The 25711-nt window shown below is 51.0% G+C and carries 22 protein-coding genes; 2 read left to right on the forward strand and 20 right to left on the reverse strand.

The features are described from left to right. Positions 1-394 precede the first annotated feature (394 nt). The gene (locus tag BLP63_RS00005) at positions 395-1570 is read left to right on the forward strand and encodes an ATP-grasp domain-containing protein (protein WP_092588838.1); all 1176 of its coding nucleotides are present in this window, start codon (positions 395-397) and stop codon (positions 1568-1570) included. Between the two features lie 82 nt (positions 1571-1652). After that, the gene (locus tag BLP63_RS00010; protein ID WP_170829195.1) at positions 1653-2741 is read left to right on the forward strand and encodes an alpha/beta hydrolase; all 1089 of its coding nucleotides are present in this window, start codon (positions 1653-1655) and stop codon (positions 2739-2741) included. Positions 2742-2879: 138 nt separating this feature from the next. On the opposite strand, the gene lysS is transcribed toward BLP63_RS00010, so the two are convergent. The 20 genes from lysS to BLP63_RS00110 form a co-directional block, all read right to left on the reverse strand. Beyond that, positions 2880-4397, reverse strand: a complete 1518-nt coding sequence (lysS, locus tag BLP63_RS00015) for a lysine--tRNA ligase (protein ID WP_242870732.1) — start codon at positions 4395-4397, stop codon at positions 2880-2882. Between the two features lie 15 nt (positions 4398-4412). Further along, positions 4413-4889, reverse strand: coding sequence for a transcription elongation factor GreA (gene greA, locus BLP63_RS00020; protein WP_092588840.1), 477 nt, complete (start codon positions 4887-4889; stop codon positions 4413-4415). A gap of 172 nt (positions 4890-5061) precedes the next feature. Beyond that, complete coding sequence (dusB, locus tag BLP63_RS00025; protein ID WP_278278100.1) at positions 5062-6054, reverse strand: tRNA dihydrouridine synthase DusB; 993 nt, start codon at positions 6052-6054, stop codon at positions 5062-5064. Positions 6055-6065: 11 nt separating this feature from the next. Next, positions 6066-6842 carry a type III pantothenate kinase gene (locus BLP63_RS00030; protein WP_092588841.1) on the reverse strand — a complete coding sequence of 259 codons (777 nt, stop codon included), beginning with the start codon at positions 6840-6842 and terminating at the stop codon, positions 6066-6068. 15 nt (positions 6843-6857) lie between these two features. After that, positions 6858-7838 (reverse strand): biotin--[acetyl-CoA-carboxylase] ligase, encoded by a 981-nt coding sequence (locus BLP63_RS00035; protein ID WP_170829196.1) that lies wholly within the window; start codon positions 7836-7838, stop codon positions 6858-6860. 136 nt (positions 7839-7974) lie between these two features. Further along, positions 7975-9108 carry a sodium ion-translocating decarboxylase subunit beta gene (locus tag BLP63_RS00040; protein WP_092588843.1) on the reverse strand — a complete coding sequence of 378 codons (1134 nt, stop codon included), beginning with the start codon at positions 9106-9108 and terminating at the stop codon, positions 7975-7977. 31 nt (positions 9109-9139) lie between these two features. Then, the gene (locus BLP63_RS00045; protein WP_092588844.1) at positions 9140-9553 is read right to left on the reverse strand and encodes a biotin/lipoyl-containing protein; all 414 of its coding nucleotides are present in this window, start codon (positions 9551-9553) and stop codon (positions 9140-9142) included. 133 nt (positions 9554-9686) lie between these two features. After that, on the reverse strand, positions 9687-10118 hold the full coding sequence (locus BLP63_RS00050; protein ID WP_092588845.1) for an OadG family protein: 432 nt from the start codon (positions 10116-10118) through the stop codon (positions 9687-9689). Between the two features lie 20 nt (positions 10119-10138). Further along, positions 10139-11686, reverse strand: a complete 1548-nt coding sequence (gene mmdA / locus BLP63_RS00055; RefSeq protein ID WP_092588846.1) for a methylmalonyl-CoA decarboxylase subunit alpha — start codon at positions 11684-11686, stop codon at positions 10139-10141. Positions 11687-11709: 23 nt separating this feature from the next. After that, complete coding sequence (gene mce, locus BLP63_RS00060; RefSeq protein ID WP_092588847.1) at positions 11710-12117, reverse strand: methylmalonyl-CoA epimerase; 408 nt, start codon at positions 12115-12117, stop codon at positions 11710-11712. A gap of 65 nt (positions 12118-12182) precedes the next feature. Further along, positions 12183-13112 (reverse strand): methylmalonyl Co-A mutase-associated GTPase MeaB, encoded by a 930-nt coding sequence (gene meaB / locus BLP63_RS00065; protein ID WP_092588848.1) that lies wholly within the window; start codon positions 13110-13112, stop codon positions 12183-12185. An 11-nt stretch (positions 13113-13123) separates the two neighbouring features. Beyond that, positions 13124-13519, reverse strand: a complete 396-nt coding sequence (locus BLP63_RS00070) for a cobalamin B12-binding domain-containing protein (RefSeq protein ID WP_092588849.1) — start codon at positions 13517-13519, stop codon at positions 13124-13126. Between the two features lie 25 nt (positions 13520-13544). Next, positions 13545-15221 carry an acyl-CoA mutase large subunit family protein gene (locus BLP63_RS00075; RefSeq protein WP_092588850.1) on the reverse strand — a complete coding sequence of 559 codons (1677 nt, stop codon included), beginning with the start codon at positions 15219-15221 and terminating at the stop codon, positions 13545-13547. 364 nt (positions 15222-15585) lie between these two features. Beyond that, the gene (locus tag BLP63_RS00080; protein WP_092588851.1) at positions 15586-15903 is read right to left on the reverse strand and encodes a DUF3870 domain-containing protein; all 318 of its coding nucleotides are present in this window, start codon (positions 15901-15903) and stop codon (positions 15586-15588) included. A 303-nt stretch (positions 15904-16206) separates the two neighbouring features. Further along, a complete protein-coding gene (locus tag BLP63_RS00085) occupies positions 16207-17376 on the reverse strand; it encodes an NAD(P)-dependent malic enzyme (protein WP_092588852.1) in 1170 nt (389 codons plus the stop codon). 165 nt (positions 17377-17541) lie between these two features. Next, positions 17542-19572 (reverse strand): ATP-dependent zinc metalloprotease FtsH, encoded by a 2031-nt coding sequence (gene ftsH, locus BLP63_RS00090; RefSeq protein WP_092588853.1) that lies wholly within the window; start codon positions 19570-19572, stop codon positions 17542-17544. A gap of 148 nt (positions 19573-19720) precedes the next feature. Then, positions 19721-21118 carry a tRNA lysidine(34) synthetase TilS gene (gene tilS / locus BLP63_RS00095; RefSeq protein WP_242870747.1) on the reverse strand — a complete coding sequence of 466 codons (1398 nt, stop codon included), beginning with the start codon at positions 21116-21118 and terminating at the stop codon, positions 19721-19723. Positions 21119-21263: 145 nt separating this feature from the next. After that, complete coding sequence (locus tag BLP63_RS00100) at positions 21264-22625, reverse strand: TldD/PmbA family protein (protein ID WP_092588855.1); 1362 nt, start codon at positions 22623-22625, stop codon at positions 21264-21266. Beyond that, positions 22622-24019, reverse strand: a complete 1398-nt coding sequence (locus BLP63_RS00105; protein WP_092588856.1) for a TldD/PmbA family protein — start codon at positions 24017-24019, stop codon at positions 22622-22624. Before BLP63_RS00105 ends, BLP63_RS00100 begins: the two co-directional genes overlap by 4 nt. Positions 24020-24030: 11 nt before the next feature. After that, positions 24031-25626, reverse strand: coding sequence for a ClC family H(+)/Cl(-) exchange transporter (locus tag BLP63_RS00110; RefSeq protein WP_092588857.1), 1596 nt, complete (start codon positions 25624-25626; stop codon positions 24031-24033). Positions 25627-25711: the final 85 nt, after the last annotated feature.

A 25711-nucleotide genomic window follows, 5' to 3' on the forward strand; every position in this document is an offset into this window, starting at 1 on the left:
CACTGACCTCTGCATTATTTCCATAATCAGAAATCACTTCGCCGGTTCCAAGCAGAACCGACATTTATTTCAGAATTTTGGGTTGTACACTGTTTAGTTTTCAAGGATCGAGTGTTGCTTTATGGTTTTCATTTTGTGCCGGCTTTGAATCGGCGACTTTTTAAGTATAACCATGTTGCCTACTCGAGTCAACACTTTTTTTCATGATTTTTGAACTTTGTTTCTGACTTTTGTCTTCAACCAACGGACACGTTCTGCGGAGCGGTTTCTGGCCAATCAGAAATTTAACTGATGATTTACATAACTTTTGCAAGCATTACAATTTTCATCTGGGAATTTTTATGACTATATGGTAAGATAGAAAAAATTTGAAATTGAAAGGTGATGATTTATTGTGAACTATATAGTTGTATCTCCTAACTTCCCAGCTAATTTTATCCCGTTTTCTGTCGCGCTCAAAAATAAAGGGGTTACCGTCCTCGGTATTGGCGAAGATGCTTATGACACTCTGACACCTGAAATAAAGGCTGCGCTCACTGAATACTACCGCGTGGATTCTATGGAAGACTACAATCAAATGTTTAAAGCTGTGGCATTTTTCTCTCACAAGTATGGCAAGATCGATCGTATAGAGTCCCACATTGAACACTGGCTCGAGTCAGACGCCCGACTCAGAACAGACTTCAATATTCCTGGATTGAAGACAGAGGACATGGCCCGCGTCAAATTCAAGTCCGGCATGAAAAAGGTCTTCAAAAGAGCCGGCCTCGAAGTAGCGCCTGGCACCCTCATCAAAAACAGAAAGAATGCGGAAACCTTCATTAAAAAGCATGGTTATCCTGTCATAGTCAAGCCGGATCAGGGCGTAGGAGCTATGGGCACTTTCAAAATTGACTCACCTGAAAAACTTGAAACCTTCCTGGAAAATCTCGAAAACAATGAGAGCGACAACCTTTATATTATGGAAGCATTTGTGAACGCCAATATACATAGCTTTGACGGTCTCCTTGATCAAGATGGAGAAATTGTCTTTTTTTCTTCCTTGACCTACGGCGCAGGTGTTATGGAATCCGTTAATGATGGCAACGATACGGATTTTTACATATCTAAAGATATTGACAAAAAGGTCATAGAGGCAGGAATTAAAGCCGTCAACGCCTTCAAAATGAAAGAGCGTTTCTTCCATTTGGAGCTCTTTGTCACGCCCAAGCACGAGATTATTGCCCTTGAGATGAACGCACGGCTCCCTGGCGGAAAGATTGTGGACATGTTCAATTATGCGAATGATATCAATATATTTGAGCAATATGCGAATGTTGTAACCAAAAACGTCTTTGATGCAGAGATCACTCGCCCATACAGCTGCTTCTATGTTGGCAGGAAGGACAGCTTGAATTACAAGCGCACGCTTGAGGACATTCTTGAAGCTTATAAGGATGAGATTGTACACCACTATAAGGTAGAAAAGATTTTTTCAACCGCAATTGGGGATTATGGTATAATTTTCAGGACTGCAGATCACAAAAAAGGCCTCGAGATCCGCAAAGAGATGCTCGCGAAACAGGCGTAAAACGGCATCTTAAACCTTGATTGGATCTGTGTGCTGTTGCTGAGACCATCGGCAGAACTATTTTGAAATGAGAGGGACCTCAATGAAGGACTATTCACAGCCAGATTGCAATTTTCTGCACCGCTTTTACTCCAGGGCTCTTGATAATTTCAGATCGCTTTATATTTACCTGCCGCCGTCTTACAAGACTGATTCTGAGCGGCTCTACCCCGTATTGTATATGCATGACGGTCAGAATATCTTTGGCGGAGAAGAATCGTATTCGGGGATGGGCTGGGAAATTCACCAGACAGCTGATGATTTGATCCGCGGTGGTGCCATGGAAGAAATTGTTATTGTAGGGATCGCGAATATAGGCGCGGAGCGCCTCAGCGAATATGCCCATTATGACTTCTTCTCCATGGGAAAATCCGTTCAGGGACGTGGCGAGCTCTATGAGCAGTTTGTCCTGGAGGATGTCATGCCGTTTGTAGAAGCCAACTTCAGGGTGCTTACAGGCCCAGAAAACACTGGGCTGATGGGGTCTTCCATGGGGGGCCTCGTGACCTTCATGATGGGGACAAGACACCCTGACGTCTTTGGGCGGCTTGGCATTGTGTCACCTTCATTTTGGTGGAGCCCTAAAGATCTCCTTCCCTATGTGGACAGCCTCAAGCCGGCAGAGATGCCTGAAAGAATCTGGATTGACATGGGGGACACAGAGGGCGGCCTCAAGGAAGGCTTTGACGCCGTCCTGGACCGTTTGCTGGAGCTTCGCAGCGATCATAAGGCAAGCTTCGACATGGAGGCCTGGGTCGTCCCAGGGGGCAAGCACAGCGAATATGATTGGCAGATGCGTGCCCATTGTCCGCTGCTGTATCTCTTTGGGGACATAGGAAGCCCTGTGGCGCTTGAACTGCACGCGCCGGAAACAATCGCACTGGGTGACCAGTCGCGGTTCTTAAGGCCTGTCCTCACGTTTGACAGCGGCTTCTGCGTAACGCCGTTTGAGGCTGCTTGCTGGTCTTCTGCGCCGGAGGTGCTGAGTTTGGGATGGAATTTGCAGCTGTTCCCAAATACCATCGGCAAGGCAATCCTTCATGGGGCTTGTCAGCAGCTGACCGCCGCCTGGTCATGCACCGTAATCGAGCCTGCAAAGCCATCCGCCAAAAGGCGTCGCCACAAAGCGTAAACGACAACGACATTCTGAACAGTGAAAAAGTCGCTCATTCCCACCGGATAAGCTCCAGGGGATGAACGACTTTTTTTGTTTTTGTTTAGGGCTTTGCAGCTTAGGAATGTGGCAGTGCACTCTGGCTGCCTGGAATGCCTATTCCGACGCTTCGTCTTCCTGCTTCTTGCTCCCGGAATCCGGTCTGCCAATTGGTTTCATTGTTGGGAAGAGAATAACGTCGCGGATAGAGGCCGCGTTCGTCAGAAGCATGACCATGCGGTCAATACCTATCCCAAGGCCACCCGTTGGCGGAAGGCCCACTTCAAGGGCGTTAAGGAAGTCTTCATCCATCATGTGCGCTTCATCATCCCCGCCTTCACGGGCCGTGACCTGCTCTTCAAAGCGCTCGCGCTGATCGATAGGGTCATTGAGCTCAGAGAACGCGTTCGCGATTTCCCACGTATTTACAAAGGCCTCAAAGCGGTTCGTGATAGTAGGATCCACACCGTTTCGCTTTGCCAGAGGCGACACTTCAACCGGATGGTGGGTAATAAAGGTAGGTTGAATCAGATGTTCTTCACAGAAGGTCTCGAAGGCTTCGTTGATGATATGGCCTTTTTTCATGCTGCTGTCCACATCCAGACCAAGCTTTTTGCCAATTTCTCTGGCTTCTTCGTCCGACTGAACCGTGCTGAAATCCACACCGGCGTAAAGCTTGACAGCTTCTGCCATAGGCAGTCTCTTCCAAGGCGGCGCAAAATCAATCTCTGTGCCCTGATAATTGACCTTTGTCGTGCCATTTGCCTGGATGCAGCAATGGGCAACGAGGTTCTCCGTCAGCGCCATGATGTAATTGAAGTCCTCATAAGCCGCGTAAACCTCAATTGCAGTGTACTCCGGATTATGCTTAATGGACATGCCTTCATTCCTGAACATCCTGCCCATTTCGTAAACTCTGTCAAATCCGCCTACAATTAAACGCTTCAGGTAAAGCTCGTTCGCAATCCTCATGTACATGTCTATGTCCAGCGTGTTGTGGTGCGTGATGAACGGACGTGCCACCGCGCCGCCGGCAATAGTACTGAGAATTGGGGTGTCCACTTCCAGGAAGCCTTCATTATCCAGATATTCGCGGACCGCGCGCAGGATTTTATTCCTTTGCAGGAAGGTCTTCTTGACTTCCGGATTAACGATCAGATCCACATAACGCTGCCTGTAGCGGGTATCCGTATCCTTCAGTCCATGGAATTTTTCAGGCAGAATCTGAAGGGATTTTGAAAGCAGCAGGATCTCAGAAACCCTTACTGAGTCTTCATTTTTCTTAGTCTTAAACACTGTACCCACAATACCGACAATGTCGCCAATGTCATAGGTGGAGACAATCTCGTATTCGCTTTCGCCAATCGCGTCTTCACGGATATAGGTCTGGATTCTGCCATCCATGTCCTGAATGTCAAAAAACGCAGCCCGGCCCATTGTTCTCTTCGCCATAATGCGTCCAGCTATGCGTACTTCCTTGCCATCAAACGCTTCGAAATTGTCATGAATCTCCGCACTCATGGCAGTTCTTTCAAATTTTTCATGGATAAATGGGTCTCTGCCCATTTCGCGGAGCTTCGCGAGCTTATCCCGCCTTACCTGCAGTACCTCGCTTAAACTCTGTTCCTCACTCACAATTGACACCTCCAACTATCTTCCGATCTTTACGATCTGGAACTTTGCAAACCCATCCGGCACCTGAACCTCAATGGTTTCACCTACGCGCTTGCCAATCAGGGCTTTGCCGACTGGGGATTCATTGGAAATCTTATTTTCATAGGGGTCTGCTTCCGTAGGCCCCACAATGGCATACTCCATGACTTCGTCAAATTCAATATCCTTTACGGTCACGGTTGAACCCACACTGACCTCGTCCTTCTTAATTTCAGACTCATCTATCAGCACTGCGTTGCCAACGATCCCTTCAAGCTTCATGATGCGCTTTTCAAGCTCCGCCTGCTCATTTTTTGCCTCGTCATATTCAGCGTTTTCACTAATATCACCAAATGCCAGGGCAGCCTTGATCTTCTCCGCGATTTCCCTGCGGCGTACAGATTTCAAGTGATCGAGTTCCTCTTCTATCTTTTTGAGCCCGTCTGGTGTCATGAGCACTTCTTTAGACATCATAGCAAGTCACACCTCTCCATGAATAAATTCTCTACAGAGAAAAATGCACCGAAAGCTCAGTGCAGCTGCAGTAAAAGATACTTGAACCTTTGTTATTTCAAGCATTCAAGCTAAATTAAACGAATGTTCGCTATAACTTATTTCACTATTATATTGAAGATGAGATTTTATGTCAAGGATTGGTTATTTCAAGGACCTCCAGCGCATGCTTTGGTGCGTTTCTCAGCAGCTGAACAACACGCTCCGGATCCTTCTCAACATTGATCATGGTCCTCAGCTTTGCAGCGCCATGAATGCCTTTCAGATACCACGCCGCATGCTTTCTCATTTCAAGCACACCCACGTGTTCACCTTTTTCCTCAATCAGCCCCAGAAAGTGGCGAATCGCCGTTTCAACACGCTCTTCTGCCTTAGGCGTTTCAGGCACCGGCCTTCCGAGAAGGGCCGCCTCAATTTGTCCCAGCAGCCACGGATTGCCTTGAACCCCCCGAGCGGCCATGACACCATCTACGCCCGTCTCTTCCACCATGCGCAGGGCGTCTTCATAAACAAATATATCTCCGTTTCCAATGACCGGAACACTCACAGCCTCTTTGACCGCCCGCAGGATCTCCCAGTCAGCCCTGCCGGTGTAGAACTGGTCCCTCGTGCGCCCGTGGACTGTAATAGCCGCAGCGCCAGCCGCTTCCATGCGCTTCGCAAATTCAACCGCATTGACTTCAGAGGGATCCCAGCCTTTTCTGAATTTTACGGTCACGGGCTTCGTCGCATGCTTGACCATGGCTTTCACAATAGCCTCTGCCAAACCAGGGTTTCTCATCAGCGCTGATCCTTCACCATTCCCAACAATTTTGGGCGCAGGGCATCCCATATTGAAGTCAATAGCCGAGCATGGATGCTCTGCGAGTGCCGCGACAGCTTCACCCAGCACTTCCGGCTCTGAGCCAAAGAGCTGTATTGAGAGGGGGGGATCCTCCGGTGCAGTCTGAAGCATTTGAAGCGTCTTCTTATCATTAAAACTCATGGCCTTTGCGCTGATCATCTCAGAAACCATCAGACCTGTAAATTGTTCTCTGCATATTTTTCTAAATGCCAGATCCGTGATCCCCGCCATTGGTCCTAAAACCACAGGACTTTCAAGTTCCAAATCTCCAATTCTTAACACATTGACCTCCGCTATGATTTATCCTTATTTAAATGATAAATCATGTTGAGCCCTTCAAGGGTCAGGAATTTGTCAACGGTGTCGATCCATTTCGACTCCGAGGCAATCAGGGAAGCCAATCCGCCTGTTGCAATGACCCGCGGATTCTTCCACTTCATTTCCTTCTTGATGCGCTCTACAATGTAATCCACAGAGCCTACATAACCGTAAATAATCCCGGATTGTATGCTTTCCGCCGTGTTTTTGCAGACGACCGTATCTGGCTTGATCAATTCAACCCTCATAAGCTTTGCCGTCTTTTCAAACAACGCGTCACTTGAGATTTTGATCCCCGGCATAATAGTCCCACCGAGATACTCTCGGTTCTCAGTGATCGCACAAAAGGTCGTCGCTGTGCCAAAGTCCACTACAATCAACGGCCCGCCATATTTTTCGACACCGGCCACAGCGTTGACAATTCTGTCCGCGCCAACCTGCTTGGGGTTGTCGTACTTGATATTGAGGCTGGTCTTGACGCCGGGGCCAATAACCATAGCTTCCGTGTTGCAATATTTAATCGCCATGTGCTGAAGCGAGTACATGATGGTTGGAACAACTGAGGAGATTATGACAGCTTTAACTTCTGACAGCGAAAGGTTTTCGTATCGAAACAGCTGATCCACAAAAATACCAATCTCGTCCGCTGATCTTCCCTTTTCCGTGGACATACGCCAGTGAGTGACCAATTTATGGTCTTTAAAAACACCTAATACAATATTGGTATTACCTACGTCAAATGCCAGTAACATGGCTAAAAACCACCTTTATGCATAAAAGTCAAGACCTCTCACGGAGACCTCGCCAAAGTGAATGCGCTCACGTTCACCATTCGGATAGATGACGAGCAGCTCGCCCTCTTTTGTTATGTCAAGCACCCGCGCTGTTCTATCCGCTTTTCCCAACAGCCTTACTTCTTTGCCCAGCGTAGCGGATTTCAGTCTATAAACCTGATGCATACGCTCAAGAAGTGCGTCGTCCTGCAGCGCGCCCAGATAGTGTCCAAAGCGTTCAACGACGGCCCTGAGCAGCGTTTGACGATCAATTTTCCTGCCGGTAAGCCGTCTCAGCGAAGACGCCTTATCCTGAATCTCTCCCGGCAAATCCGACTGATTCACATTGATGCCAATACCCACAACCAGATAATTGACCGCTGTCATCTCCGCGCTGAGCTCAGCCAAAATCCCGCAGACCTTCTTCCCATCTACAATCAAATCATTAGGCCATTTGATTTGTGCCTCCAGACCGGTCACCGCCTCAACAGCTTCAGCCGTGGCAACCGCCGCGACCTGTGTCACCAGCGAGGCTCTGGACGGCTCAATTTCAGGCCGGATTAAAAGCGACAGATAGAGACCTGTCCCTTGCTCTGACATCCATTGTCTTCCAAGGCGTCCCCGCCCTGCTGTCTGTTCCTCCGCCACAAAGAGTGCCGATTGTCCCGGGTGATCTTCCGCGAATCGTTTAGCTTCAGAATTGGTCGAATCTATCTGAGGGTAAAACCGTCCATCATCCAGATAACCGGAAGCTGCCGCGATCGCCATGATCCCCGTTGGCCCCAGGATATCCGGTTCCTCCGCAAGCTCATAGCCGAGGCGCGGACTCGATTTGATGATATAACCTTCCGTCCTGAGCGCCTCAATGGCTTTCCATACTGCGGTCCTTGACACACCGAACTTTCCTGAGATTTCCTGTCCGGACACCGGTTTTCCTTTATGTGCCCTGAGCAGCTCCAGCACTTTGCTTTTCAATCGATCACCCGCTTTTGTCCATACTTCTAACAATAGTACACCTTTTAGGCCAAAAGTTCAACAGACGTCAAAGGGACTGCTGCAGAATAATCAAAATCATTCAGCAGCAGTCCCAAAGCATCATTATAATCTCATTTTACTGGAACAGCGTCAGAAGGATGCCCGCGGATACCGCTGAGCCTATAACCCCTGCCACGTTTGGACCCATGGCGTGCATCAGAAGGAAGTTGCTTGGATTCTCTTTCTGACCTACCACCTGGGAAACCCGCGCTGCCATTGGCACTGCGGATACCCCCGCGGACCCAATCAGAGGATTGATCTTGCCCCCTGAAATCTTGTTCATGAGTCTGCCAAGGAGAACCCCTGCCGCGGTACCGAAGCCAAAGGCCACAATACCCAGGACAACGATGGCAATCGTCTGCAGGTTGATGAATTTCTCCGCTGTTGTCGTTGCGCCTACGGATACCCCGAGGAAGATGACAACTATGTTCATCAGCGCGTTCTTTGAGGTGTCCTCAAGCCGCGCGACAACACCGGATTCCCTGAACAGGTTGCCCAGCATCAGCATGCCTACCAGCGGTGCCGCCGGTGGTACGATCAGGGAGACAAAGATCGCGACCACGACTGGGAATACAATCTTCTCCACCTTCGATACTGGTCGAAGCTGCTCCATTTTGATCATGCGCTCTTCCTTAGTCGTCAGGGCCTTCATGATTGGCGGCTGGATAATGGGTACCAGCGCCATGTAAGAGTAGGCTGCCACAGCGATTGGTCCCAAAAGGTGCGGTGCCAGCTGACTCGTCAGGAAGATTGCCGTAGGGCCGTCCGCGCCGCCTATGATGGCTATGGACGCCGCTTCCTGGGCATTGAACATCCCTGAAGCAATCGCCCCAATAAAAGTGATGAATATGCCAAACTGCGCTGCTGCGCCAAGCAACAGTGACTTAGGATTCGCGATCAACGGGCCAAAGTCCGTCATAGCACCAACGCCAAGGAAAATCAGAGGCGGAAACACGCCTAATTTGACACCTTGATAAAAGTAATACAGCAGCCCTGCGCTCTGTCCGTCATGGCCTGGCTCCATCATGCCTGCTATTGGCAGGTTGGTCAGAAGCATACCAAAGGCAATGGGCACCAGAAGCAGAGGCTCATAGCCTTTTTTAATCGCCAGGTATAAGAATATAAAGGCGATCAGCATCATAACGATCTGCTGCCAGGTGATGGCGACAAAACCGGTACTCTGCAGAAATTCTAATATTGCATTAACCATTTAGTCATCTCCTTCCAAAGGGATTTTCTCGTTACGCGATGACGATCATAACGTCTCCGGAATTCACGGAAGCTCCCTTTGAAACGCTGATTTGAGCCACTTTACCTGCTACTGGAGCCATGATCTCATTTTCCATTTTCATGGCTTCGAGGATCATCAGGACATCATTTGTCTGAACCGTGTCACCTACAGCCACCTTGATGTCCAGTACCGTACCTGGCATTGGTGCGCTGACAGTGGAACCGCCTGCTACCGGGGCTGCTGCTGGCGCTGCCGCAGGGGCTGGTGCTGCTGCAGCTGCTGCTGGTGCTGGCGTTGGCGCAGGGGCTGGCGCTGCTTTAGGTGCTGCTGCCGGACGTGCCGGCATTGCAGGCATCGCGCCGCCAATTTCTTCTACTTCAACTTCATAAGCCTTGCCATTGACCGTGATATTAAACTTTCTCATGAAAGATCCTCCTCGGCTATTGTTTCATTCTTTTTTGTTCTTTTAATTTACACCTATGACTGTTTTTCCTGTTTCTCTGGACCTTCACCGCCCACTTTATGGGGCATGCTCCAGGCCTTTTCAAGCACCGCCTCTAAAAGCGGGTGTTCATCTGCTCGCTGCGGCCGGCTCTGGACCAAGACGGCGTCTGATCTGGCAGCGGTCTCACGTTCCTCACCACAATATTATGCATGGACGTGTTCAGAGATGCCGCAATGGCTGCCGTCAGGACCGCAATCAGATTTTCATCCTCCTGTGGCTCCCCAGTGGCTGCCGCCGGCGCTGGTGCCGCTGGCGCCGGTGCTGCCTTCGCTTTTTCAACTGTCGCCGCTTGCGCAATCGAATTCTTGGTCTCAAAGCCTGTGATAATCTTCGACATCAGAACCGTCATGCCCCAAATCGCGACCAATGCCGCAAAGGTAATCCCCATGCCCAGCACCGTAACAAAAAGGGAGGTGACGATCCGTTCGCCCAGTCCAAGCGTGTGGATGGTTTCTGGATTGACAAAGTTTGCAAAATTACCCATTCATATCACTCCTCGCTGGTTTAAAGCGGAACGTTCCCATGCTTCTTCGCCGGACGTGTCTCACGCTTTGAAGACAGCATATTCAGCGCATCCGCAATGCGAGGCCGCGTCGCGGATGGTTCAATGACATCGTCAACAAAACCGCGCTCCGCTGCCTTGTATGGCGTCGCGAATTCATCCGTGTACTCCTGTACCTTTTTCGCGCGCTCTGCTGCCGCATCTGTCGCTTCAGAGATCTCCTTGCGGAAGATGATATTGGCCGCGCCCTGAGGACCCATGACCGCGATCTCTGCCGTTGGCCACGCCAAGACTAAATCCGCGCCAAGGTCTTTGGAACACATTGCCAGGTAAGCGCCGCCGTAAGCTTTTCTCACGATCAATGTAATCTTAGGTACCGTTGCCTCACTGTAAGCATAGAGCATTTTTGCCCCGTGGCGGATGATGCCGCCGTACTCCTGAGTCGTGCCCGGCAGGAACCCTGGAACGTCGACAATGTTCAGAAGCGGTATGTTGAACGCGTCGCAGGTGCGAATAAAGCGCCCGGACTTGTCCGATGCGTTGATATCCAGGCAGCCCGCCAGGAATTTTGGCTGGTTGGCAATGATGCCAATGGATTGGCCGCCCACTCTGGCAAAGCCGGTGAGGATGTTCTTCGCATAGTGTGGCATGTACTCCATAAAATCGCCGTTGTCAACGATCTGACGGATGATGTCGTGCATGTCGTATGCTTTGTTGGGATTGTCCGGCATCAGAGTATCAAGCGCCTCAACGATTGTATTGACGTCGTCGCCCGTCTCAAACACCGGAGGATTCTCCATGTTGTTGGATGGCAGGAAGTCGAGGAGTCTGCGGATTTCCGCGATACAAACCTCATCATTCGCCGACATGAAGTGCGCGACCCCTGAGACGCTGTTGTGGGTCATGGCGCCGCCGAGGGCTTCCGCGCTGACCTCTTCCCCTGTCACGGTCTTGATGACCTGAGGACCTGTGATAAACATCTGGGAAGTCTGATCCACCATAAACGTGAAGTCTGTCAGCGCCGGTGAGTACACCGCGCCGCCTGCGCATGGCCCCATGATGGCTGTGATCTGAGGAATAACCCCGGATGCCAGCGTGTTCTTGAAGAAGATTTTGCCGTAGCCGGAAAGGGCATCTACCGCTTCCTGGATGCGGGCACCGCCGGAATCATTGAGTCCGACGACTGGTGCGCCAACCTTGAGCGCATTGTCCATGACCTTGCAAATCTTCGCCGCGTGCATTTCCCCAAGGGAGCCGCCAACGACCGTAAAGTCCTGGGCATAAGCATACACCAGTCTGCCGTCAACATAGCCATAGCCTGTGACAACGCCCTCTGCAGGCGCGTCGACCTTTTCCATGCCAAAGTTGGTGCAGCGGTGTTTCATAAACGCGTCGAGCTCGACAAAAGTGTTTTCGTCAAACAGCAGGAGCATGCGCTCACGCGCTGTCAGCTTGCCGCTTTCGTGCTGCTTCTCTATGCGCTTCTTCCCGCCGGCTTCGATGATCTTTGCTTTTCTTTTCCGCAGATCCTCAATTTTGTTGATGGACATAACGTATAACCTCCAGTCGGTTTTTACTCGTTGCGTTCGCTGAGTTCGATCAGGACACGGCCTGTGCTCTTAGGGTGCATAAACGCGATTTTCGCGCCGCCAGCACCATAACGAGGCGATTCGTCGATCATTCTGAGACCTTTCTCTTTCATAGCCTCGATCGCTTCTTCAATGTTATCGACTCTGAAGGCGATATGCTGGATCCCTTCGCCATTCTTTTCGATAAACTTCGCTATAGGACCATCTGGAGATGTCGACTCCAGAAGCTCCACCTCTGTATCGCCTACCGGAAGAAATGCGACCCTGACCTTTTGCTCCTCGACAACCTCCGTGCCAGCGAGCTCGAGGCCAAGTACTTCTGTGTAAACCTTAACAGCTTCATCAAGGTTGCTGACAGCTATGCCAATATGGTCAACTTTTAAAGCTTTCATGCAAAATACCTCCTTTTGTCAGTGGGTTCCTATCCCACTGGAATTTATATGTTGCCCGCAAGGAATTAAAGCACACTCTGAATCAATTCTTCTGTCGCTGTCAAAGGATCCGTGACGCGCTGAGCGACTTCCATAGCCAGCTTTTCGACACGTTCCGCCTTGACATCGTGGTTCAGCAGCTGCTCAATGATGCGGGATTTTACCATTTCAATCAATTCGTTCTTGGCATTTTCAGCTCTGCGCTTCATAAATTCGCCACTGCGCATCATGTAATGCCTGTGGTCTTCAATGGCCTCAAACAACTCTTCTATGCCTTTATTATCCACCGCAATGACCATTTTGACCGGCGGTCTCCAATCCGCATGAGAAAAGTCGAGCATCATTTCGATCTCGCGCGCAGTTCTTTTCGCGCCGTCACGATCCGCCTTATTGACGGCGAATACGTCACCAATCTCCATAATCCCGGCTTTGATCGCCTGAATGTCATCCCCAAGCCCTGGTACACTGACCATGACGGTCGTGTCAGAATTCTTGACAATGTCGACTTCAGATTGTCCAACGCCCACGGTTTCGACAAAAATATACTCTGCGCCGTAGATGTCCAAAATCTTTACCGCCGCACTGGTCGCCTCTGAAATACCTCCAAGGTGACCTCTGGCGCCCATACTTCTCACAAAGACACCTGGATCGGTCGCCAGATCCGACATGCGGACGCGGTCGCCCAAGATGGCACCGCCAGTGAAAGGACTCGTTGGATCTATTGCTATAACACCGACTTTGGCACCCGTCTTACGAACATGCTTGACCAGCTTGTCCGTCAAAGTGCTTTTGCCTGCGCCCGGGGGCCCTGTAATCCCAATAATATAGGCCTTTCCGCTCTCGCTGTATAACCGGCGCATAATTTCGTCTGCTTCAGGCGCCTTGTTTTCCACCAAGGTGATCAGGCGCGCCGCAGCGCGCCGATCTCCCATTAGCAGCTTTTCAGCAAGTTCCATGTCATCACCGCTTATCGCTTGATGTTGTTTCGAATGAACTCAATGGTCACATCCGTTGGTGTGCCTGGGGTAAATACTTCCGCAACGCCATGCTCCTTAAGAAAAGGAATGTCATCAGCCGGAATGACGCCGCCAGCGACGAGAAGGACATCTGTAGCGCCTTCCTTCTTCAGAAGTTCTGCGATTTTTGGTATCAATGTGCCATGAGCGCCGGAAAGAATGCTGACTGCGACACAGTCGACGTCTTCCTGGATGGCAGCGTTTGTAATTTGCTCTGGCGTTTGTCTGAGGCCGGTGTAAATGACTTCCATGCCTGCGTCTCTAAGTGCTCTCGCTATAACCTTGGCGCCGCGGTCATGTCCGTCCAGGCCAGGCTTTGAAACCAATACTCTGATAGGTCTATCCATGATTGATCCTCCCATTTAAATCAAATTAGAGTTTTACGCTTTGCTGATATTCGCCGAAGACTTCACGCATAACGCCACAAATTTCACCGAGGGTCGCGTACGCACGAACCGCTTCCAAAACAAATGACATGACATTTTCAGTGCCTTCACAAGCGTTCTTGAGGGCAGCTAATGTTGCTTCGACAACTGCGTTGTCGCGTTTCGAGCGAAGCTCAGCAAGCCTTGCCTTCTGATTTTCGCCAACAGAAAGGTCGACGCGGAGCAGCCCTTGAGGCGCAGCTTCTTCCACTTGATATTTATTCAGGCCAACAACAATGCGCTGGCTGGATTCAATTTCTTTTTGATATTTGTAAGACGCATCCATGATTTCCTGCTGGATGTACCCGAGGTCGATTGCGCGAGGCGCGCCGCCAAGCTCGTCAATTTTGCGGATGTAAGCCATTGCCTGCTCTTCAATCGCTGTAGTTTGAGCTTCAATGTAATAGGAGCCAGCAAGCGGATCTACTGTATTGGTAACGCCGCTCTCATAGCCTACGATTTGCTGAGTTCTGAGCGCGATTTGAACGGACGCTTCAGTTGGAAGCGCGAGGGCCTCGTCTCTTGAGTTCGTGTGGAGAGACTGCGTACCGCCAAGAACTGCGGCCAATGTCTGGATCGCGACGCGGACAATATTGTTGTCCGGCTGCTGAGCTGTCAGTGTAGAACCACCAGTTTGAGTATGGAATTTGAGGGACATGGATTTAGGATCCTTCGCGCCAAAGCGCTCTTTCATGATCCTTGCCCAAAGTCTTCTCGCTGCTCTAAATTTCGCGACCTCTTCAAGCAGGTCATTATGCGCGTTGAAGAAGAAGGAAAGTCTTGGCGCGAAGCTGTCGACGTCAAGGCCAGCTTTAATGGCTGCTTCGACATAGGCGATGCCGTCAGCAAGCGTGAAGCCTACTTCTTGAGCCGCCGTTGAACCGGCTTCGCGGATGTGGTAACCGGAAATGGAAATTGTATTCCACTGTGGAACCTCTTTGGAGCAGTAAGCGAAGATGTCCGTGATCAATCTCATGGAAGGATCCGTTGGGAAAATGTATGTACCGCGGGCAATGTACTCCTTAAGGATGTCATTCTGGATCGTGCCGCGGAGCTTGTCTGCTGAAACGCCCTGTTTTTCACCAACTGCAATATACATTGCAAGGAGAACGGCGGCAGGCGCATTGATGGTCATGGAAGTGGATACTTTATCAAGCGGAATGCCATCAAAGAGGATTTCCATGTCAGCCAGGGAGTCAATTGCGACGCCAACTTTACCGACTTCACCCTCTGAAAGTGCGTGATCAGAGTCATAACCAATCTGAGTTGGGAGGTCAAACGCAACTGAGAGACCGCTTGAACCCTGCTCTACAAGGAACTTGTAACGCTTGTTGGACTCTTCTGCAGTCGCGAAGCCCGCGTACATACGCATGGTCCAAAGCTGGCCGCGGTACATGGTAGGCTGGACGCCTCTCGTGTACGGGAATTGTCCCGGAAGGCCCAAATCCGTCTCGTAGTCAAGTCCTGCAACATCAACTGGTGTGTAAAGTCTGTTGACAGGTTCGCCTGATCCCGTTTCGAAGACCTTGTAACGTTCAGGGCGCTTTGCGAGGGAAGCTTCCGTTTTCTCTTCATAAGCGGTGACTTTCGCTTGTAATGCGTCGATCTTTTCCTTTTCGTACATGCAAAATTTCCTCCTCTTGATTGCGCTTGGTTTTTAGAATATCAGATCTTACAGTTTCATCAAAGTCATGAAGCATGGAATTCGCCGAGTGTGGGTTAAATAACGACGCCACTTGCGCCACTTGGCTTATTTTTTTAAACCAAAGTCCATGACCTGAAACAAACAACCCTTTCAGAATGATCCTCAGAGCATTCCTCCCTTGAATATGTACTTGAAGTGACTTGGTGGCAACAAAAAAAGTTAGACTCCAAAAAAAGCTATTAAACACATAGCCAATCGGTCATCTAACTGTTGACTCCCAAGGATAGACAGGAGAGCGTCCTGCCCAGTTGAAAATCGAGTTAAATTTCCAGGCGTCTCTGAATTAGGATTCGCTGAGGATCTGCCTGTACTTCTCGTATGCAATTTTAATTGCAGAAATTAACGCTTTCCTGGCTGAACCAAAGTATCTCAGCGTTAAGGCTTCTTCTATTTCTGAAATGTGCTCCAGCGATTTTCCAACCAGCAAATCCTTGATGAATTTTTTGGCGAGATCAGTGACCAATGAGCATTCCACGTCCAAAATCAGCCCTGTATCCTTGTCGACCACCATGCCGACGACCATGACTGTATACATTTCTTCAGCTGTAATACCCTGTGGCAATCTGGCATATCCCGAGATAAATATTTCGGATGTTTTCATGCACGCACCCACCAAAATGAAATCTTACTTTCATATTAACATGAGGTTTCCAATTTGTAAATTTAATAACAAGGATTTCAGGCTGAATTTCCAAAAAAAATCCGGAGATTCCAAGGCTTGTATACAATTATACCCGTATATTTTGAAAAAAGGCACATTTGCAGCAAATTTTGCAGAGGTTAAGTTGGCCTCTTCAAAATTTCTCCAAATGTGCCTTGTAATTCAAATTAAACATTGGTTGAACAGACTATTATTAGCCGATGGTCACTTCTGCCAGCCCATCGCCTCAGCATACGCCGCCGCTTATCTCGCGACGCCGCTTTCCACTGCGGCTTTCCGCACCGCTTCAGCGACATTTTTCGCCACTTGGGGATCAAACGCCTTAGGGAGGACATATTCCGGCGTCAGCTCGTCCTCTTCCACCGTCGCTGCGATCGCCTCCGCCGCGGCAATCTTCATAGCCATATTGATATCCCTCGCCCGCACGTCCAGAGCACCTCTGAAAATTCCCGGAAAAGCCAGTACGTTGTTCACCTGGTTGGCAAAGTCAGACCGCCCAGTCCCAACAATAAAGGCTCCTGCCTTAAGCGCTTCATCCGGCATGATTTCCGGCGTAGGATTTGCCATCGCAAGAACAACCGCCTTATCCGCCATAGCCGAGATGGCTTCTCCCGTGAGGATCTTTGGACCTGAAACGCCTATGAAGACATCTTTTCCTTTCAGGATGTCCACCAGTAACCCCTGCTCATCCCGCTTGTTTAATTTTGGCATTAAAATCCGCTGAGCCCCATTCGCATGGTCGCTGAGGCTGCACAGCGCGCCTTTTCGGTCACAGACAATGATGTTGCCCACGCCTCGCTCAAGGAGAAGCTCCGCAATTGCCAGGCCCGCAGAGCCGGCACCACTGATCACCACTTCAAGCTCCGAGAACGGTTTGCCGGTCAGCTTGCTGGCATTGATCAGAGCTGCCAAAACAACAATGGCTGTTCCGTGCTGATCGTCATGAAATACCGGAATGTCAAGCTCTTCTTTGAGTCTGCGTTCAATTTCAAAGCAGCGCGGCGCGGAAATATCCTCGAGATTGATCCCCCCAAAGACAGGCTCGAGCAGTTTGACCGCATGTACGATCTCGTCCACATCCTTCGTTGCCAGACAAATAGGGAACGCGTCCACGTCACCAAAAGTCTTGAACAGGATCGCCTTGCCTTCCATGACCGGAAGCGCGGCTTCTGGACCAATATCACCGAGGCCCAGGACAGCGGTACCATCCGTTACGACCGCCACCAAGTTGCCTTTGCTGGTATAGCGGTATACCTCATCTTTATTTTCAGCAATTTTTCTGCAGGGTTCAGCGACCCCAGGCGTATACGCCACAGACAAATCTACGCTGTCCGCGACCTCCACCTTGGACACCACAGAGATTTTTCCTTTATGCTTTTCATGCAAGTCCAGAGCCATTTGATTGTAATCCATAATTCAGCCACCTTTCTGTTCTGCTATTCATCGTCTCATTCATATTATGATTGATTGCCCAGCCCGTCAAGCGCAAGCTGCTTTTTCGGGGCGACAAGAAAAAACGGGAAGATGATGCACTGGCATCAGCTTCCCGTTGTAACTTTATTATCAACACCTCAAAGCTTATTCCTTCGTCTCCGATGCAGTCTTAGATGACTCAGGTGACTCAGACGTTCCAGAAGGCCCAGTGGCTTCAGGCGCTTTTTCTCCCTGCTCGACTCTGCGCGCTTCTTCCCGGGCTTCTTTCAGCCGGGCCTGCTCCGCCTCGTACATAGCAATGTCCTTCAGTCTGTCCGCTTCAATCTGCTGCTCCTCGTGCTCTTTTTTCTCTTTGAGCGCTTCAAAGCCAGACTCGAGGACCGTCGCGAATTCACCGCCATTGATTGTTTCGTATTCGAGGAGCGCATTCGCCACTTCATGGAGCTTGTCAATATTCTCACTCATAATACGCATTGCTTCATCATAAGCGTCATCCACCAGGCGTCTGACTTCGCGGTCAATATCCGCCGCCACTTGCTCTGAGAAATTCCGCCGCGTTGTCATGTCGCGGCCCAGGAAGACCTCTTCGTCGCTGCCATAGGACATGGAGCTGAGGTTCTCACTCATGGCGTACTTCGTTACCATAGCCCGCGCAATGTCGCTGACCCTGGAGAGGTCGTTCTGGGCACCGGTGCTGATATCATGGAGAATCAGCTTTTCTGCAACCCTGCCGCCGAGCAGGACAATCAGCTCATTTTCCATGTGACGCTTGGTCATGTAATTGCGATCTTCCAGCGGCAGCTGCATGGTAAAGCCGCCGGCTCTTCCGTGAGGAATAATTGTGATCTGCTGCACCGGATCCATCTCCGGTATAATGGCCGCGAGTACGGCATGCCCAGCCTCATGGTAAGCCGTAAGACGGCGCTCTTTCTCACTGATGACCCGGGATTTCTTCTCAACGCCGGCAATGACCTTGGTCGTCGCTTCCTCTATGGTCCTCATACGAATTTTTCGTTCGTTCTTTCTGGCTGTGAGAATAGCCGCTTCATTCAGCAGGTTCTCAATGTCCGCCGGCGTAAAGCCAGGCGTCGCCTTTGCCAGCGTTTTGAAGTCTACGTCCTCCGAAACCGGCTTGTTCTTCGCGTGAACACGAATGATCTCCTCCCGCTCTTTCACGTCAGGTCTGCCGACGGTGATCTCCCGGTCAAAGCGCCCCGGCCTCAAAAGTGCCGGGTCCAAAATGTCCGGGCGGTTCGTCGCCGCCATCAGAATAATGCCTTCATTTTCGCTGAAGCCATCCATTTCGACGAGGAGCTGGTTGAGCGTCTGCTCACGCTCATCATGGCCGCCGCCGAGACCGGCGCCGCGTTTTCTGCCCACAGCGTCAATTTCGTCAATGAAAATGATACACGGCGAATTCTTTTTCGCGTTTTCAAAGAGGTCCCGGACACGGCTCGCGCCTACGCCTACGAACATCTCGACGAAATCCGAGCCGCTGATGCTGAAAAACGGCACGCCCGCTTCTCCGGCAATGGCCCTGGACAAATACGTTTTACCGGTTCCCGGAGGTCCAATCAGCAAAATACCTTTTGGGATCCTTGCGCCGAGCTCAATATACTTCTTGGGGGTCTTCAGGAAGTCCACCACCTCGAGGAGCTCTTCCTTTTCTTCTTTCAACCCTGCCACATCTGAAAAGGTGATGCGCTTGGAGTTGTCTTCCTTGATCATTTTAGCGCGGCTCTTTCCAAATGACATGACCTTGTTGCCGCCGCCCTGGGAGTTCTGCATGAACACAAACCAGAGCACCACCAGAATCATGACGCCAAAGAACATAGGCAGCAGGGACAGGATCCACGGCTCTTGAGCCGGCGCCGTGCCGGCAACCTCAAGCCCCGCTTTCGTCATGGCGTCAAACAGGTACTGACCCACATCCTCCGACATGACAGATGGGATGTACGAGTAAAACACCGCGTCGTCCTGAAGGGTTCCCTGGACGCTGTTGTTCTCAACCAGATTGATGGTCTTGACTTTTCCTTCTTCAATGCTGCTAACCAACTCCGTCAGCGTCAGATTCACAATCTCCGGTTCGGTGGTTGGAATCACCTGTCTCGCGATCATTAGGATCAGCAAAAAGACAAATATATAAAACGCTGCGTTTTTAAACATCTTTCGCATAAAATTCCTCCTAGTGCTTTAGTGCATACTCGTCATTTTAACATATTTTCAACATGGGAACAACTCAGACTGCGCCCCAATTAAATGGTGTTCTTATTCCTTAATATCCCCCGGTTTAAATCCCGGGGAAAACCGCTTCATCAAGGCGTCAAAACACTGTCTGTTCCTGGCGCCTGAGCGTCAGCCAGCCAATTCTCTCTGTCGCCGGTCCAACTCGGACCTCTTCAGACATACGATACCCGTATACCCAAATGATCCGGTTCTCATCACATATTAAAGGAATTTTATGCCTCTGGGCTTCAGGAATCTTTTCGTCGATCATGAAGCGCTTCAGCTTTTTGCTTTCCTGCATTCCAAATGGCTTGAAGCGGTCACCTGGTGCCCTGTGTCGGATAAACAACTGTCCCTCAACTCTGTCAAGGTCTACCGCGATCCCATCAGAGTCCCCACGTCTCGCATCCCACTGCGCTCTCGAAATTTCCTCAACCTGGATCTCCCAGTCAGCGCTGACATTCACGTCAGCCATGTGCCCAGCCTCAACCATCCAGAGCGTATTGTAGACGCGCTGAGCCTCCAGGCTTCCAAGAGACAAAGCTTTGCTCCCCTCCAGGTCAGAAGCCAGTTCAAGGACCGCTTCGGTGTGGCTGTAATTAAAATCCGTCAGCACTCCGCCACTCACTTCTCTCGCCAGACAACGGATCAGTCTTCTCTTGAGTGCCGGCTCAAATTTTGAAAATCCCGTCAGCGAAATGCCGTGAGCCCCGTCAAATACCCTGACCTCGGGCACTCTCACAGCCTCATAAGCTTCCTGAGCAACCCGTTCAAGGCACGCCTCTTCATCTCTAAGCAGTGACGCTGTCCGCACCAGTGTTTCTGCCAGCCCTGGATTAAAATTCGCCTCCAGGTATGGGATGACCTCAAGCCGGATCCTGTTGCGCTCATAATCCGTCTCAGCGTTGGTGTGGTCCTGCCTTGGCTCAAGGCCCCAGCGATCGCAATAGGCCTCAATGACCACTCTTGACACCTCAATCAGCGGCCGTATGATCCGTCCGTCTCTAACCGGCAGGATCCCGCCAAGCCCCTTGAGTCCCGCGCCCCTGAAGAGCCGCATCAGTACCGTTTCACATTGATCATTCAAATTCTGCGCTACTGCAATCTTCGAACAGCCTTCCTCCTGGGCCACCTGTTCAAAAGACTCGTACCTGAAGCGCCGCCCCTCCATTTCAAAGGACGTCCCTTCGGAAATTGCCATAGCGCCAATATCCGCTTCGAACAGATAAAACGGCACCTCATGGTTGAGACAAAACTGCTGAACAAAAGCAGCATCTGCGTCAGCCGCCTCACCCCGCAGGCCATGGTGCACATGAACAGCAACAAGCCGCAGCTGCAAGCAGGGCCTGAGAGAAATCAGCGCATGAAGAAGCGCCAGCGAATCCGGCCCTCCGGAAACCCCGACGACAATGCCCTCACCTTCCTGAAACATTTGATACCGCTGATTTGTCTTCAGCAACTGCGCCAACATCACGTCACTTAAATCCAGTTCCATTTCCACAGCTGCCTTCACCTCTTCATGCCTGTCTTACTTTGATCACATTTCATAATACCACGCTCTGCAGCTTTTGAAAGACCTTCCCTCAAGTTTTCACCAATTCTTAAGAAACAGCGCTAACTTCGCAGAAATACAACTCGCATCAGCTTCCTGAAATTGAAAGTACGCCAACATCCAGCGAAGGCGCTCCAAAGGCACTGTTCCCACCTACGGACTCAAATTTCAAGTCGTTCGCCACAACCCGGATGCCCTTCAGCAGCTCAAAGAAATTTCCGGCCGCCGTAATCTGGGTCACAGGTCGACCCACCTTGCCGTCTTCGATCTGGAAGCCCCTTGCCGAAAGTGAAAAATCTCCGGAGATGGCGTTGAGTCCCGCATGAAGCCCGTCAAATGCCGTTATGAGCAGTCCGGCGCCTATGCCTTGAAGGAGACCATCGGCAGAACTCTGCCCTGGTTCGATATAAAAATTGGTGGGCGAAATCCCCACACTCGACTTATAGGAGCCCCTGAAGCCGTTCCCCGTCGCGGCAACGCCAGACTTTGCCGCCGTGCGCAGATTGTGGAAAAAAGTCGTGAGAACACCCTGGTCGACCACGCGCTTGAGCTGCGTCGGAACGCCTTCGCTGTCAAAGGGTGCGCTGGCAGGACCATCTTTCAAATGAGGATTTTCGACAATAGAAAGATACTCGGACGCAATCCGCTCCCCCAGCTTGCCCTTCAGCGCAGACAGGCCCTTTTCGACCGCCTCTGCGGAAAAAATTGACACCATGGCTTCAAACAGACTCACTGCCGCATCATAGCGCAGCGCCACCCGGTACGTACCACTTGGGACAGGTGAGGCACCCAGCATAGCCACAGAGGCCTGTGCAGCTTCCGCCGCCACAGACCGCAGCAGCTCAGGGTCGAAGCGTCGCATCAGCCCAAATTTGTGCTCGTTGCGCGTCTCCTCCCCCTGCCTGACGATGGGCGCGAACACCATATAAGCCAGATCGCTCTCATAAGCCAGGTCAAGGCCCAAAGTATTGCGGATCTCGACCCGCCCGCGACCTTCGCTGTATAAGTTGTAATTAATCTTGCTGATCAGCGGGAACTGCGCCAGCATTTCGCTTTCAAGGTCGATCAGCGCCTTGGTCTTCTCCGCCGGCGAAGTCTCAAAAAAAGTCGAAGGCGTCCTCTCCACCTCTTTATAAGACGTTTCTGCCGATGGTCGGTATAACACCGGTTCAAGTTCACTCTCATTGATCGCCGCATTGTCTCTGCAGCTCTTTAAAAGCGTTTCCAGGTCCGCTTCCGTCTCGAGGATTTCCGTGAAGGCATAGCCCATCTTCCCGTCTGCAATGCCCCGCACCGAGACACCGGCCGAGGTCGCCAGATTAAATGTGTCAATATCACCCTCAAAGACCTTGACGCTGAAGTGACTGCCGCTTTCCGCGTAGACCTCCAGGGCTTCAAAGCCATAATCCGAAGCTCTGCGAAGCGCTTCTTCCATCCATTGTTTTTTCACTTTGCATCGCCTCCGTTTCTGCCGCCCACGGTAATTTCACTGACCCGGATGGCGGGCTGACCTACAATCGCCGGGATAGACCCGCTGGCGGCGCCGCACATGCCATAGCCGTAAGCGAGGTTGTCTCCCACGCGGTCAATTTTTTTCAGGATTTCGCTGCCCGCGCCAATCAGCGTGGCGCCCTTTACCGGCTCCGCGAGCTTGCCACCACGGATCATGTAGGCTTCATTCACGGAAAAGTTGAATTCCCCCGTCGCCGGATTGACGGAACCGCCGCCCATGCTGCTGGCATAGAGACCATAGTCCGTCTCGGAGATCATGTCCTCGAGCTTTGATTTTCCTGGCGCTATAAAGGTATTGCTCATACGGCTTGTCGCCGCGAATTTGTAGGACTGCCTCCGCCCGGATCCAGAGGAGGGCATTCCCAGCTTTTTTCCACTTAAGCGATCCACAAGATAGGCCTTGAGCATCCCGTTTTCAATCAGGACGTTTCGCTGCGTCGGCGTCCCCTCGTCGTCCACATGGCCGCTGCCCCAGCCGTTTTCTATTGTTCCGTCATCAATGGCCGTCACGAGGTCTGAAGCAATTTTCTCCCCCAGAAGTCCCGTGTAGACGGAAGTGCCTTTTGCTATAAAGGCCGCTTCCAATCCGTGGCCGCAAGCCTCGTGGAATATGACGCCGCCAAAGCCATTGTCTATAATGACAGGGAGTCTGCCGCTTGGTGCATGGTCAGCCTTTGCCATTGTTACAGCAATTTTCGCCGCCTTCAGGGCCAGTGCGTCCGGATCGACCTTCTCATACAGTTCAAAGCCCGCAAGTCCGCCAAGATTGTGACCGCCGGACTGCATCTCACCGTTATGTTCCGCGACACAATTCACCGAGGTACGGGTACGCACCCGCCTGTCCTGGGTGAGAAGGCCTTCGGAATTGGCAATCTGAACACTCTGATCCTCATCCATATAAGTGACCACCGTTTGGCGGATCATAGGATCATACGCCGCCGCGCGGGCTGATAAGCCTCTGATCCACTGTGTTTTTTCGTTTGCCGAAACCGTCTCCGGGAGGATCTTGAAATGATGCCTCGGCTGATAAGACCTTTGGCTCAGCTTGACCGCCGCCTGGTGATCGTTACTGCCCGCCATGGCAGAGAGCTGCTTCGCAAACTGAATCAGCGCGGATTCCTCCGTCTCATTCGTATAGGCATAGAAGCTGTTGACACCTTTTACAATTCTAAGTCCAAGACCATACTCCCGTCCGCCAAGGGCATTTTCAAGACGCCCCCCAATCATTTCGAAATGGGCTCTGTTTTTATCTTCCACAAAGATCTCCGCGAACTCTCCGCCTCTTGAAAGAGCAGCTTCCAGTACACGCTCAAGCAGTAATGGCTGCAGCATGAAATTCCTCCTTATGATGGGTTGCCTATAAAACCGTCCTCGACTTCTTCACCGAGCTCTAACAAAACAGGCTTGATCTCAGCTTCCTGCTCTGCGTCACATAGAACCAGGAGCATATCTCCGGGATAAATTTTTGTGTCACCCCGTGGGATAACCTCCGCTTCACCTCGCCTGATGGAGACGAGCAGGGAATCCTTAGGCCATTTAATGTCGCGTACTTGCTTGTACTCCAGCGGTGCGTTCATTGACACCGGGATTTCCATGATCACCTTTTTATGACTCTCGCCATATAGGTCTCTGCGCTGATGATTGCTGAGCATACGCTCCAAAAGGGCTTCATAAATTGGCTTCGAGGCCATGATGTCCGTCAGGACGAAGGCGATCAGGGATACGGTCATAAGGGCCAGAAGGTGCTGAAATGAATTGGTCATTTCAAGGATCAGGATAGCACCGGTAATTGGCGCCCTTACGATCGCCGTGAAATAGGCTGCCATCCCCAGGATCAGAAAGTTGATGACATAGACAGACTCCACATTGAGATATTGGGTCAGCAGCTCCCCATAAAGCTTCCCCACCAGGGCACCTACAACGAGGAGCGGCAAAAAGATGCCGCCGGGAGTCCCAGGTCCATAGCAGAAAGCAGTAAACGCGATTTTTACTGCTATGTAAAGGATGAGCACATACAGCGGAAAATAATTGTGGCTCAGCATTTCTATGAGCTCATGGCCACCGCCAAGCATTTCCGGCAGCACCAGCCCCATAAGTCCCGCGCCTAAAAAAGGGATCAGCATAGTATAGCGCGTTGGCAAAGGCTTGAGTTTACCATAGAGATCCTGACTGGTATACAGCGCTTTATTGAACAGCATGCCCAGAAGCCCCGCCACTATGCCAAGACCGATCAAATAGGGGTAATAGGCCAGGGGGAGCGGCGTGACCTCTTGAAAGACAAACGCCGGTCCAAGGCCAAAAACTTGTTTTGAAACAAAATCCGCCGCCAGACTGGCACTCATAACACAGGCGAGAACGAAAGGCGAAAAATTCCGGTGAAGTTCTTCCAGCGCGAAAATCACCCCGGCGAAAGGTGCATTGAAAGCCGCTGCCAAACCCGCACTTGCGCCGCTGGTAATCATGTACTTCTCTTCGGTATGATGAAGCTTGAGGGACTTCCCAAGACCGGAGCCTACCTCCGCGCCAATCTGAATGGAGGGGCCCTCCCTGCCAAGGGAGAGGCCAAAGCCCAGAGCAAGCACCCCGCCAATAAACTTTGCCGGCAGCTCCTGATACCATTTCATCTCAAACTGTCGTACCAGCGCGCCTTTGACCTGTGGAATACCAGAGCCCTTGATCATGGGAACCTTCTCGACCAGAAGCCCGGTGGCATAGCCCGCTGCCAAAAGTGCCACAAAATAATAAAGCCCCGTTTTCCAATCACCAGCGCTTATCCGGTCGTAAATGTCAGCCCTGAGGGGCGTCGATCCGTTAATAATGATTCTGTAAGCGATTACCGCCATTCCCGCCAGCACACCCACCAGAAGCCCTTCAAGGAACACTTTCAACCTGAATGCCCTGGGCTTGTGGAAGTACTGGCTGAACATTGCTTTGCTCATACTTTCACCAACCTTTTTATAACCGCCGAATTACGGTTTTATCAAATTTTTACAAGTCCATGCTGCCGGAATTCATTTCCAACAG

Origin of the sequence: Acidaminobacter hydrogenoformans DSM 2784 (assembly GCF_900103005.1) — a bacterium.
Taxonomy (GTDB): Bacteria; Bacillota; Clostridia; order Peptostreptococcales; family Acidaminobacteraceae; genus Acidaminobacter; species Acidaminobacter hydrogenoformans.